Here is a 12,423-nt window from a genome sequence, read left to right on the forward strand (position 1 = left end):
GTTCCGGCTTGATTAGACGGAAACCACGAGGAGACAACGATCGGAAGACCGTAAGTCACGGTGCTGCCGCCGAGGCTCAGCAGCGCCATGAGAAGCACCAGTGGTACAAGAGAGTCAACATATCCGCGTGCGATGGCCGAGAAACCGACTATGAGGATTCCCACGCCCATCGCCTGGTCAGCCCCGACGTACTCGACCAGCGGGGCGACGATCGGCCAAGTCACGAAGATCGTGAGCGCGACGGTTCCGAGCAACACACCAGTGTGAAACTCGGAAAGTTCTAACGTCGCGACAATGGCAGGAATGACTGCCGCGAGAGCGTTCCACGCGAAGGTGAAGGAAAAATAAAGCAGCGCACCTAGTATCGTAATCCGCCACGCCGAGGACGGGAATAGTCGGCCCACGCTCACCACGTCGTCCGGCCACCGTCGATGGGAATGACCTGACCGGTGACGAACCGGGCGCCGTCGCTCGCCAGAAACGCCACCACCGCCGCCACGTCAGATGGCTCGCCCAGCCACGGCGTCAGCGTCCGATCGCTTATTTCTTCCAGACTGATTCGCTCACTTCGTTCTGAATCTTTCCAGACGTCGGCATTCATCTCGGTTTTGATGAATCCCGGCGCCACCGCATTGACTCGGACTCCCACCGGCGAGTAGTCCACCGCCAGCTGTCGCGTCAGATTCGTCACCCCCCCTTTCGCCGCACCATAATCCGCGGAATTTGGTCGACCTTGAATGCCGCCGATGGAGCTGACAGTGACAACGCTTCCTTCACCCCTATCGGCCATCTTTGGCAAAACGCGACGGCACACGTTGTACGTACCTTCGACGTGGACGGCGAAGGTCCGTCGCCAGTCGGATCGGTCGATCTCTTCGATGCGTCCGTGGCCGGCGATACCCGCGTTGGTAACCGCGATATCGACGACGCCGTACTCTTTCGCTTCATCGAGTAGACGGTCGACGTCCGTTTGCTGGGTGACGTCGCCAACGACCAGCTCTCCCGTCGATACGACGTCGTCGAACGACGGGCCCCCGTCGTTCGGCGTCGTCGAGCGGTCGAGGCCAACCACCACCGCTCCGTTCGTTGAGAGTGCCTCCGCGATACTACGTCCGATACCCGACCGTGCTCCGGTAACGACTGCTACGCGGCCGTCGAGGCTCGGGTACTTTGCTGACATGCAAAACTTGTTTCGCTCACTACTATATAATTCCGGGGTAGAAGGGTTTCTCGCTCTTGTCCCAATTTGAGTTCGATCGATATCTCGCTCTCCCCCGTTATTTATCATTTTGTGACTATCTACAGCTTCCAGACCGGCCGCGAGATGGCACACGCCGGTGTCTTGGGGGAGGAACGATCGCACATACCGGAACCGTGATCTATACTCTCCCCACCCCGAAATGACGGATATTGACAATCACGAGGGGGTGGAGGTGTTTAGAAAGACGGCGGTATCGCGGTGTGACGTTTGCGTATCCACGAACCGGGCCAATACATTCAGAGAAGACCATACCCGCAATTATAAAATATCCATATTTAGGGAGTTACTGGATTCATGTGACTTACTAGGACCGGTGCTGTACTATTCCATTGTTGCGAATTAGCCGTCGGTCGTTCCGATTCGAGCATGCGGAATAGAATCGTTCACAGCCATCCGTAAACCTGTATCCACCTCGTGGGACTCCTGTAACGCGGAGCAGATCCATTTTCAAACGACTGGACATAGGTTAAGTAAATAATAATAACGATTACGAGTCGTTAGTTCGGGTAACCTCACACAATAATCTCAAGAAGCATACAACCAAATTATTGATAAGAAATTGTTCCCGTAATGGGAATCCAGCTATCGGTTCATATTTCCACTCTAATTACCACCAAATAGAAATTTGCAGGGGAGAAAAAAAAGAAAACTACTATCACTTCTCAAAAGGCAAGTTTCGCCCGGACACCGTCAAGAATACAACCATGTGCATGTATACAATAGTCGGAAGTTTCGATGTAGTTGGATAGCAGTTCCATGTCGAGACGATTTCGTAGCAGTCTCATAGATCGTTCACTACTGCTGAATTACTGTGTCGCTGGGGAGTCGCGGATCAACGGAATCGACAGATTCCGTGATCCGCACCGACGACAGTTCGCTACTCCGCCAGCAGCTCGTAGTCAAGAAGCTTGAGAACCAGCTGCTGCGACGCCAGATTACTGCACAACAACAGAAGATCGAACAGCTTGAGGCTCGCCTCAAGCAGTACGAAAATCCAAACACACCACCCAGTAGACAGGGTGGTGCGGCTAATTCATCAGGCGATGACGACCAAACCGAGGACGAAGACCAAGAACCTGATGAAGACGACGCTGGCGGCGACTCTGACGCCGCCAGCGACTCATCGCCTGGACGCAGCGAAGGTCACGAGGGAACAACTCGAACAGCACCTGAACCAGAAGAGACGATCCTCGTTGATCAGGGATTCTGTCCAGACTGTGAGCAAATCCTCTCTAGCCCTGATAGCTACGTTTCACGGACTATTATTGACGTACCGCTTCCTGTTCCAACCACTGTTACCGAGTACAAGCTCGGTAAACACCACTGTTCTTGTGGTAACGAGGTTGTTGCTGAGCATCCTGACTGTCCCGAAAAGGGGCGGTTTGGGCCAAATATCATGGCCCAAACCGCTCTCGGTCGGTTCCATCAACGACTGCCGAACCGGAAACAGGCCGAGCTGTTTGACTGGGACTTCGACCTTCCGATCTCTCACCGGACGATCTACAACTTGACTAAGCGGGTCGCAGCCGGTCTGCGACCCGCTTACGAGGATGTCAAAGAGAAGATTCGGGAGAGTGAGGTCGTCTACTGCGATGAAACAGGCTTTCCGGTCGATGGAGAACAACACTGGGCGTGGACGTTCGTCACTGATGACGAAGTGCTGTTTTGGGTTGATGAAAGCCGAGGAAGTGGAGTCTTAGAAGACGTCCTCGGCGAGGAATTCGCCGAGGACTCGACGCTCAGTTGTGACGGCTGGTCGGCGTATTCGAGTTATCACACGAAACTGCAGCGGTGCTGGGCGCACCTGTTGCGGGAGGCTGAGTACGTCGCTGAACGGTACGAGGAAGCAGAGCGGCTGTCTGAAGAGTTGCACGCACTCCACGACGATCTAACGACGTTCGTCGAAGGAGATCCGTCCGCTTCCGCCCGCGAGCAGAAGCGGGCGGAAGCATCCTTACACTTGGAGGGCCTGGTGAGGGAAGGTTACGAGGCCCAAGAGGTTCAGCAGCTGATCAAGAAGATCAGCAATGGCTTGGGTCACTGGCTGACGTTCGTGACCGAACGGGGTGTTGATTCAACGAATAATCGCGCAGAGCGGGCTCTGCGCGAGCAAGTAGTCCTTCGGAAGATGTTTCGGACCCTGCGTTCGGCAGAAGGGGTCCAGATTCACGAGACAATAACAACGATGTTGGCGACGTGGAAACGACGAGGACTTGATCCACCTGAACAGCTCCAGTCAATTCTGGGTGGGAGAGAACTTCGGTAAGGACGAGAGGCATCACTGTGCGGTGTATCTTTGTCTTGCTATCCAACTACCCAATTTACAGAGGGGATTATGAGAAGCACATGGTTGGTGAAATTCAAATAGGAACCTCGCATTCGGGTGGCGCTACCGCATCACTCTAACCAGCTCAGTGTAGCTTCAGACTTAGACTGTCTAGTTTAAGCTCTCTGGGAGCGTATCTACAGGAATGAGCCGGAAACAGCACGTTGTTGATCTCTCTGATGAGGAGCGAAGGACGCTCGAGTGGTTCATTTCGACCGGTGAGCACAAAGCTGAGGACATTACGCGGGCACGGATTCTCCTGAAAGCAGACGAAGGGCTCACAGATTCGAAGATCTGTGAGCACCTCGATTGCTCAATCGCTACTCCATATCGGGCACGGAAGAACTACTGTGAGCGAGGGCTCGCGGCGATTCATCGCCGCAAGCCCGACCGCGAGTATGAAATCAAACTCGATGGCGATGCTGAAGCGCGACTGATCAAACTCGCCTGCAGCGAGCCACCAGAGGGACACTCCCGCTGGACGCTCCATCTCCTCGCTGATGAACTCGTGATGCTCGACGAGATCGACTTCGAGTCGATCTCTCACGAAACCGTCCGAGACCGTCTAAAAAAACGCCCTGAAACCGCATCTCTCCAGCTACTGGGAAATACCGCCTGAACTGGACGCTGAGTTCGTCTACTACATGGAAGACGTGCTTGCTCTTTACCACGAACCGTACAACGAAACTCGTCCAGTCATCTGTTTTGACGAGTCAAGCAAGGCACTTCGTGGCCATGAACGCGATCCGCTCCCGGCCGAACCGGGAGCGGTCGCTCGTGTCGATCATCGCTACGAACGTAACGGGAAACAGCGGCTACACATCACTACTGAACCGTTGACCGGCTGGGTGGCTGTCGAAGTGACAGACCGACGGCGAACGACCGAATGGATCGACCGGATGGTTGAGCTGGCAGATGTTCACTACCCGGATGCTGATCGCATCCGGGTTGTGATGGATCAGCTCAATACGCACAAACCGGCTGCCTTCTACGAGTTCTTCCCACCGGAGCAAGCGAAAGCGTATCTTGATCGATTCGAGTTCCACTACACGCCGAAGCGAGGAAGTTGGCTGAACATGGCCGAAATCAAGATTGGTGTGCTCAAACGGCAGTGTCTTGACTGGCGTATCTATGACGCAGCGACGCTCCGAGCGGAGGTCGCTGCGTGGGAAGAGCGACACAATGCGTTTGATCGACCTATCGACTGGCAATTTACCACCGGTGACGCTCGTATCAAGCTACGGCAGCTGTATCCAGTTGAGCCGAGGAACTAGTCAGAACACATCTGAACCTACACTCAGCTTCTACAGCGCCAGCACTACCTGACTAATAACTAACTTCCGGAGAGCGTACAATTATATACCATTCACTTATGGATAATGTATGGACGAAACAAACACATCCGATGCCTGGCCGGACGGGTATCGGTCGGCGGCGGTCTTTACGTTCGACCTTGATGCGACCGAAACCTGGGATCTTCGTGCTGAAAGCGATTCAGCGTGGGACAAGCCACCAGTAAGAACGAGGGGCGAATTCGGTCCGAACGTTGCGGTGCCGCGGATCCTCGAGCTGTTCGAGCGCTACGACCGACGGTGCACGTTCTTTATCCCCGGTAAAATCGCCGAAGACTGGCCCGAAACCGTTCAGGCCATCCACGACGCCGGCCATGAAATCGGTCTCCATGGCTATCGCCACATTAATCCGGCCCGACTCTCGCCGGAAGAAGAAGAAAACGAATTGATTCGATCGATTGAAGTGTTCGAAGACCTCATCGGCGAACGCCCAATCGGATATCGGAGTCCGGCCGGGGATTTCAGCGACAACTCGTTTGATATTCTCGCCCGAAATGAAATAATCTACGATAGCAGTCTCAAAGATGATGATCTACCGTACCCGCTTGACCATGAAGGCCGGATCGTTGAGTTGCCCGATACGTGGTACCTCGATGACTGGCCGTACTTCGGTTTTCATATGTACCCGCAGCTCCCCTATCAAAGCGGGATCAGCCCTACGGAGCCCGTGTTTGACACATGGCGCCGCGAATTTTTTGGTCTTTACAAGCGTGGCCGTCTTTTCAATCTCATAATGCACCCGCAAATTATTGGTCGCGCTGGTCGGATGGACGCTCTTGAAGAGTTACTCCAAGATGTGGTCCAAACAGGCGATACGTGGATTACATCCGTCGGGGACATTGCAGAGTACTGGCAAGAGGTACACATGTAACTCAGCTTTGCACGTTAGCGTCGCATTTTGAATGAACGAAGAGGTGATCGATCTCTATCATGAGGTCATCGAGGCCCCGGCCATCGTTGTCCTGAACCCACGAGAGAAGCTTGTGGACGGCTTCTTTCAGAAGATGTTCAGGATTCGCTCGAAGCGATGACGCCTTCGAACGAACCGTTCCCAACGCGCTCGACTCAGGAGTGCGGCGCGTCCTGAGCTGACGCGGTTGCGGTGAACGTGATTCGGTGAACACGATGTCCACGACATTGTGATCAACAACATCCTCCAGCACCCCGAACAGCTCCCCTCGATGTACGAGCTCGAGGAGCTCAACCCCAGCGTGAGCGAGGCCACCGTCTACAAGCACATTCAGAAGCTCATCGACGCCGGTATTGTCAAGGAGGTCGCTCTAGACGATGACCAGCGCCGGCAGGGATATCCCTGGAAGTTCTACGGCCTCACAGAGGAGGGCCGGACCTTCCTCGACGAACACAATCTCCTCGCCGCGGAGGAAACCCTCCAACAGATCTACGAGACCATCTCTGACAAGCCCGAGAAGATGGTCAAGTACGAGAATTCCCCTCGCCCGGACGACGCCTAACCCTTAGAGAATTAGCTTCGTCTCAGTACTCGATCACCGTTCGATTTCGTACTCACCCGCCAGCTTCTGGAACTCCGACCACGCGAGAAGCCGGTCGTCCTCGACCTCGCCCTGCGTCTCGAGGTACTGGAGCAGCGCGTCGGTCACGTCTTCGAGGCCATACTTCGCCGCCTGCGCTCGGAGGTCTTCCTCGCCGACGTCGACGTGGCTGAGCAGGAGGAGACAGTACGACCGGTGGCGGCTGCCGTCGTCGATCAGCAGCGTGTGACAGCAGAGCTCCGCCGGCGAGACTGCGTCGATATCCTCGGAGTAGACGTAGTAGCGATGGCCCGTGAGCAGGAACTGGAGGTCAAAGGCTGCGAACCGAGCGAGGCCGGTTTCGTGGAACTCCTCCGCATCGATCTCCGTCTCGGCCTGAGCAAGGAATTCGTCGTAGTCTTCCCAGAGAATCGTGCCCTTCGGGGCGATGGCTTCGAGGCGCTGGCGATGTAGATGGTGTGCGAGTTCACGGGCGAACTCGTGGAGGCGGTCGAAGTCGGCGTTGAAGTCATAGCGGCCGTCGGCCGTCCCGACGAGACCCCGGTCGCGAAACCGCTTGAGGACCCGGTTGACCGTGTTGCGGTAGTTGTCGCTCCGGTTGGCAATCTCGGAGACGGTTCGCGGCTGGTTGAGGTAGTACAGCACCTCGAGTGCCTTGCCGGTCAGCAGTTCGGGGAAGTCGATGTGGGAGTGCTGGCGGACGAGGTCCTGATAGAGTTCGACGGCCCGAGCATCCGACGGGACAACTCGTTTTCGCCGGCCGTCGCGTTCCGTGTAGACGAGCCCCTTTTCGACGAGGTCGGCGACGGCACGAGAGAGGTAGCTCTCGCTGTGGTCGAGCTTCGCCGCGAGTTCGGAGATCGTGTCGCCACGGTCGACCGTGGCGAGGACCTCGAGTTCGATACGCCGGAGCACGGTGTAACATAGTACGAAACTTGTATATAAAGAAGTTTCGAGTAGTGTTACAGTCAGCAGGCACGAGAGTCGTCTCCATCGTCTTAACCAACAAAACTATGGATTCGTGGGTCGTGTTGGTTAACACGAGAGTAGCCGATGTCCAACGAACCCCCGACCCCACCGGCGAACCTCCCGACTGAGATCGTCAACACGCTCAATGAAGCAACACCGGAGCATCTTCGGGACGTTGCCAGCTACGCCGAGGCGTTGGCCGAACACAAAGAACGGGAAGCTCGTCTCGAGGAGGAGGTGGACGACGCCGATGTGAAGGAGCGCCCCGATGACCTCCCAGACGACGTACCGGCGAAGGCGACGATCACGATCAAGGAGATCAACGACAACCGCTACTACTACTGGCAGTGGCGGGAAGGCGATTCGGTGACGTCGAAGTACAAAGGGCCGGTGAATCCCGACGAGTAGACGAGATGGAACTGTAGCCTGATGTTCGTTTCAACGTGATTCGTAGCGTAGCAGATGACACCCCCCAGAGTGTGAATGGGATCGGTTTACCCGACACCCCTCGGTGTGAATGGGCTACCAACGGGTACTCTCTGACGGGACTTCACGTCGATAGAAGACAGAGCAACACGCGGATAGATTACGCCTCGTTTACCCCCACACCCCTCAGTGTGAATGGTCTACCACCCAGGGTACCGCGATTAAGAAGTCCTTAACAGCAGAAGTCCTCACGCCGTAGGGAGGGTTCTCGCCTCAGTGGCGAACCTTCGGCTTCGGCACAAGGCCTCGCCTTCCAGAATACGCCTACTCGGAGGGCTGTTTAGACTGTAGTATAATAAAGATAACTACAGCTGCGGTGCGGTGCAGTAGCGGGTCGGGTCAGCTACCGTGGCAGAACGTGTAAGCCGCTCTCCGTGCCGTACTAGGTTCTTCAGACGAACGAGCCTGCTTCCTCGACTCCTGCTCTATCTCTACAACCGTCGTATCCTATGGGGGACCATTCACACCGAGGGGTGGGGGTGTCACCATCCCATCAACGTCTGGAGTTCCGGCGTCGAGTTGATCAGTCCAGTTCGTGTACTCTCGACGTCTCCTTGGAGCGAATACGACCTGAACTTCCCCTGATCTCCGCCTTCCTTCTTTTTTGATTCGAGAACTCCTGTCGTCACGTGCTTGTTCAGAAGCTCAAGCGCACGATTGTACCCCTTGGGCTCTACTTCGACGTCCCGTGCTACTGTTTGGTAAACCTCGTGAATCTCTGACGTCCGGAACCATTCTTTCTCCGGGTTATTTCGGTCAAGACGTGTGAGAGCAAACAGGAGTAATTTCCCGGACAACGGAGTCCCTTTCACCATCTCCATAAAGAGCTCAACTTCGACGAGTTCGTCAGCTTCGAGAACGTGATTCGCGGTTACGATCTCGTCGCCTTCTTCGTCAGCGATCTCGCCCGCATTCCGGAACAATCGGACTGCGCGTCGAGCGTCACCGTGTTCTTCAGCTGCGAGTTCAGCTGTGGTTGGAATCACCTCGTCATCGAGGACACCGTCGTAAAATGCGTCCCGCCGATTTTCGAGGATTGCAATGAGCTGGTCTTCTTCGTACGGCGTGAACGTTCGGTGTTCTGGCTGGAGAGTCGATTGAACCCGTGACTCGATTTCTCCTTTGAATTCGATGTCGTTCGAAATTCCGATTGTAACGACTGGGAAGTCAACGTCGTCTTTTGATTGTGTCCGTGATAGCGTGTAGAGAACCTCATTGACTTCTCCGTGCTTGTCGATTTCATCGATGATGACGACAAGACCGCCAGAGAACTCCCTCTGAACAACGGGCCACAATTTCTGGTCGCGATAATGCTCAGCTGAGAGGCCCTGATAGGGGACATCGAGCGGGTTCTCTGCTTTCGCGTTCACCTGCTCTGCGATCTTTCGGAAGGTGGAGGTATACGTAGAGATGGGGTCCGGGTTAATGTAGGCAGTAACGATCGGGGAGTCTGTTCCTGCAGTTGCTGCTTCGAGCCGCTCACAGACGTGTCTTGCAACTAGTGTCTTCCCCGTCCCGGTTTCGCCCCACTCCAGGACGTTATCCGGGACGCTGTTTGTCCGCATCTTCCGGAGATTCTTGGCCAAGAACGTGATATGGTCATCTCGTCCGACGATTCGATTGGCGTCAGGGACGTTATCGATCTCGAGTAACCATGGCTTCTCAAATATATCCGACACGTCTTCGCTATCTCCCTCGTCGACATTTAATATCTCGTCGACGGTTGTTTGCGTGGAATCGTTGTTTGGCATGGGCGGACCAATTCGCCCCATTCACATATAGGTTGCCCACCCTCGGTGTGATTGATTCCCCTCCATTCACACTCCGGGGGGTGTTCCATAGAGCAAGGCCCCCCAGAGTGTGAATGGAATCAACCTCGTCGCCCACTTGTGGTTTGCTCGCCGCAAGTGACATCTGAGACTACTCATCCGTTCCGGGCTGCTGTAAACTCCGTCAGCTCTACCTCTCGTGTCTCCGCGAGTCTCCGTCGAATATCTGTACGATCCCACCCCAGCGGCAACAGCACGCTCTCAATCGCTCGAACCAGCTGCGTCTCGTAGTACGAGGCGTCGTAGGTCTCGACCGCTTCGTGGGCGAGGGCGACCCGGTCTCGCGAGGATTTCTCGTCGTCGACGACTACGTACTCGATATCCTGGCCCGGGTGGACTGCCAGTTCCTGCTCGCGAGCTCGTTTCAAGGCCGCCACATTCTGGGTATTCTGCGAGTACCCTTCCAAGGGCTTGGAGACACGATTCCGCTCGACGAGCTGCTCCACTGCTACGTTGCCCGCCTGCAGCTCGTCGATTGCTCGTTCGAGACGCCCGAGCACCGCGTCCGGTGACCGCGTGGCATCGAGCCGGTCGATACAGTCCCGCTGGATGTCCTCGATGAACGGCGGGGTTGAGCGCTGCCGGGCTTCGATGCCTCTGATCTTGAACTCGTCGTCGCCGGCGACCTTCCCGAAGTACTTCGTCAGCGCGCCGGCGTCGCTCTCGCGCTGCGGCACGAACGCCACCCAGTCGTAGTGCGCCTCGTGTTCGAGCCGAATCTCGACGCAGTCGGTGATCTCCGTTGCGAGCGTCTGGAGGTCCTCGCGGTCCTCGTCGTCGACGTCGGGATCCGGGGTCACCCAGATGGAGTCGACGATGCCGTGGACGACCCGCCAGCCGCCGGCTTCCAGCCGCTGTTTCGCCGTCAGGAGAATCTCGCGAGCGAACGCGTTGATTGCCTCGTGGCACTCGATGCGACCAAACTTCGCGTTGCTGAACCCTTGATAGCCGAAGCAGGCGACGAGGATCCACTTCAGCGCTCCCGACCGTCCCTCGAGTTCCGCCAGCCGGTCCTCGTCGGGGTCGTCCCGTTCCTTCTCGCGACGGATGGCCGCCTTGATCTCGTCGCGAGCGTCGATGATCGGCTGTAGCACGTCGACGAGGTAGCCCCGGTCGTCGCAGATCGAGTATCAGTCGATCACATCAGAAGGCCCACGACTCCGTCCAGTAGCCGCTAAATCGTTGTCCTCGGCCCCTCGATAGTCTTCGGAAGGATGGAGCGGCTGAATTCTGGCGTTGCTCGGCTGTCGAGGCGTTAGTCAGTCGCTGTCGGCGGCAGATCGCCGCCGACGCGACAGCGTCGCCACTCACGACCGCTGTCCGGATTGGTGGACAGCTACCGGAAGAACCGGTCGTCGAGTGGTTGATTCGCTGGGACAGCCCTGCGGACACCTAGAGCTGTCCAAGCGGCCCGCAGTACCATTTCACAGAACTCCGTGAACGACCAGTCCCAGAGGCGTCGCCCCCCTCGGCGGGGCGACGCCACGTACTTCCAGTGGAGATACCGCCAACTGTTCTGGAACAGCAGGCTCACCACAAACATCACCAGCCGCAGGCCAGCGTCTTGAGAACTGGTGAACGCGAGGCTCTGTTTGGCTAACCGATAGCTCGATTCGATGCCGAAACGCTTGCTGTAGTGTTCTCGGGCATCGCGTGGCGTGTCGATGAACGGCGCGTCAGCGGCGTAGCCGTGACGCGCCACTCCGTGTTCATCGTACCGCCCCTGCTGGTACACACAATCGATGAACACGGGAAACGTTACCTTGCCAGCGAGATCGTGTTCGATCTCGCGGCTCCAACCTCTGCTGAGTTCGTCTTGAATCGTCTCGCCCCACTTGACGATCGGCATAACGTAGGCGTAGTTGTGCGCGTACAGCAGCCCGAGACAGGTGCTGTTGTAGAAGCCGCGATCAAGGTAGACGGCCTTGACGCCGAGGTCAAGGCCGTCGAGCAGTTCGAGAAACTCAGCGAGGACATCGCTGGTGGTATCGCCAGCGACCAGCTGGCGAACCGCCAGCGTGTAGCGCTTGTTACGTACCCGCGCGTACAGTGTCGCATAGGCGTGAAACGCAGTTCTTCCTCGTTTCGCTTGCGAGAAGTACAGCGCCTCTGTCTCGTCCTCGTCACCGTAGTAGGGATCAAGGTGGAGGTCTACGCAGACCTCCACCGGTCGATCCGGCAGTGTCGCAAGCGCATCTCGTTGTAGGAGCGTGTCTCCAACCGCCTCAACCGAGTCAAGCTCAAACTGCTCAGTGAGATGTCCCCGGACGGTGTTGGCGTGTGGCGAGCCGTCGGTCGTTTCGCAGACGTGGTTGATCGAGGTCCCGCCGGCGCTGGCGCCGGCGAGGACCTCGTACAGTTTCTCTGTCGTGACCTCGACGTCCTCACCGAGATCTATCGCAAGCTCTTCGTCAAGGCTGTTGACGACAAAATTAAGCAGGTGCTCTTCTTCTATCTCGTTGTCTGCTTGTGTTGGTTGCACACCTTCTCTAAGCAGACACTTTCACTCAAACCCGATGTGATCAACTGAGCATGGCTTTCGAATAGAGACACAACCCGTTCTTCCTCACTCGTGGCAGGCTCCGAGTCGAATTTGAAGAACGAGGGTGGAAGATACACCGACGACACGTTCTCGATGAGTGATTGTGTTGCGACAGAAGTAACGATGTCTCCCCAGGTACTTCGACAA

The 12,423-nt window shown here is 56.4% G+C and carries 10 protein-coding genes and 3 pseudogenes; 6 read left to right on the top strand and 7 right to left on the bottom strand.

Going from position 1 to position 12,423, the window contains the following annotated elements:
• Both ACYQ0R_RS15685 and ACYQ0R_RS15690 read right to left on the bottom strand, forming a co-directional pair.
• Positions 1-410, bottom strand: a 410-nt coding sequence (locus tag ACYQ0R_RS15685) for a hypothetical protein (RefSeq protein ID WP_459825836.1), incomplete at its 3' end; no start/stop codon positions are given.
• A complete protein-coding gene (locus ACYQ0R_RS15690; RefSeq protein WP_459825838.1) occupies positions 407-1,288 on the bottom strand; it encodes an SDR family NAD(P)-dependent oxidoreductase in 882 nt (293 codons plus the stop codon). The genes ACYQ0R_RS15685 and ACYQ0R_RS15690, both read right to left, overlap by 4 nt.
• A gap of 784 nt (positions 1,289-2,072) precedes the next feature.
• Here ACYQ0R_RS15690 and tnpC point away from each other — a divergent pair.
• The 4 genes from tnpC to ACYQ0R_RS15710 all read left to right on the top strand — a co-directional run bounded on the left by tnpC (position 2,073) and on the right by ACYQ0R_RS15710 (position 5,810).
• Positions 2,073-3,527: an IS66 family transposase gene (tnpC, locus tag ACYQ0R_RS15695; RefSeq protein WP_459820405.1), complete on the top strand. Its 1,455-nt coding sequence runs from the start codon at positions 2,073-2,075 to the stop codon at positions 3,525-3,527.
• A 205-nt stretch (positions 3,528-3,732) separates the two neighbouring features.
• Positions 3,733-4,206 (top strand): helix-turn-helix domain-containing protein, encoded by a 474-nt coding sequence (locus ACYQ0R_RS15700; RefSeq protein ID WP_459821791.1) that lies wholly within the window; start codon positions 3,733-3,735, stop codon positions 4,204-4,206.
• A gap of 1 nt (position 4,207) precedes the next feature.
• Positions 4,208-4,861, top strand: a complete 654-nt coding sequence (locus tag ACYQ0R_RS15705) for an IS630 family transposase (protein WP_459825720.1) — start codon at positions 4,208-4,210, stop codon at positions 4,859-4,861.
• Between the two features lie 109 nt (positions 4,862-4,970).
• The gene (locus ACYQ0R_RS15710; RefSeq protein WP_459825840.1) at positions 4,971-5,810 is read left to right on the top strand and encodes a polysaccharide deacetylase family protein; all 840 of its coding nucleotides are present in this window, start codon (positions 4,971-4,973) and stop codon (positions 5,808-5,810) included.
• Between the two features lies 1 nt (position 5,811).
• On the opposite strand, the pseudogene ACYQ0R_RS15715 reads toward ACYQ0R_RS15710, so the two are convergent.
• A pseudogene (locus ACYQ0R_RS15715) lies at positions 5,812-6,018 on the bottom strand (IS701 family transposase); the annotation flags it as partial.
• Positions 6,019-6,078: 60 nt separating this feature from the next.
• Between ACYQ0R_RS15715 and ACYQ0R_RS15720 the strand changes: the two are divergent.
• Positions 6,079-6,411, top strand: a pseudogene (locus ACYQ0R_RS15720) (PadR family transcriptional regulator); the annotation flags it as partial.
• Between the two features lie 33 nt (positions 6,412-6,444).
• Here the strand turns inward: ACYQ0R_RS15720 and ACYQ0R_RS15725 are convergent.
• Positions 6,445-7,365 carry a helix-turn-helix transcriptional regulator gene (locus tag ACYQ0R_RS15725; protein ID WP_459825842.1) on the bottom strand — a complete coding sequence of 307 codons (921 nt, stop codon included), beginning with the start codon at positions 7,363-7,365 and terminating at the stop codon, positions 6,445-6,447.
• A gap of 138 nt (positions 7,366-7,503) precedes the next feature.
• On the opposite strand from ACYQ0R_RS15725, the gene ACYQ0R_RS15730 reads away from it, so the two are divergent.
• Positions 7,504-7,827: a DUF6788 family protein gene (locus ACYQ0R_RS15730; protein ID WP_059059016.1), complete on the top strand. Its 324-nt coding sequence runs from the start codon at positions 7,504-7,506 to the stop codon at positions 7,825-7,827.
• A 560-nt stretch (positions 7,828-8,387) separates the two neighbouring features.
• On the opposite strand, the gene ACYQ0R_RS15735 is transcribed toward ACYQ0R_RS15730, so the two are convergent.
• The 3 genes and pseudogenes from ACYQ0R_RS15735 to ACYQ0R_RS15745 all read right to left on the bottom strand — a co-directional run bounded on the left by ACYQ0R_RS15735 (position 8,388) and on the right by ACYQ0R_RS15745 (position 12,216).
• Positions 8,388-9,656, bottom strand: a complete 1,269-nt coding sequence (locus tag ACYQ0R_RS15735; RefSeq protein WP_459825845.1) for an orc1/cdc6 family replication initiation protein — start codon at positions 9,654-9,656, stop codon at positions 8,388-8,390.
• A gap of 173 nt (positions 9,657-9,829) precedes the next feature.
• Positions 9,830-10,864 (bottom strand): annotated as a pseudogene (locus ACYQ0R_RS15740) (DNA polymerase domain-containing protein); the annotation flags it as partial.
• Between the two features lie 206 nt (positions 10,865-11,070).
• Positions 11,071-12,216 (bottom strand): ISH3 family transposase, encoded by a 1,146-nt coding sequence (locus tag ACYQ0R_RS15745; RefSeq protein WP_459825847.1) that lies wholly within the window; start codon positions 12,214-12,216, stop codon positions 11,071-11,073.
• Between the last annotated feature and the right edge of the window lie 207 nt (positions 12,217-12,423).

Source organism: Halorubrum luteum (assembly GCF_054652935.1).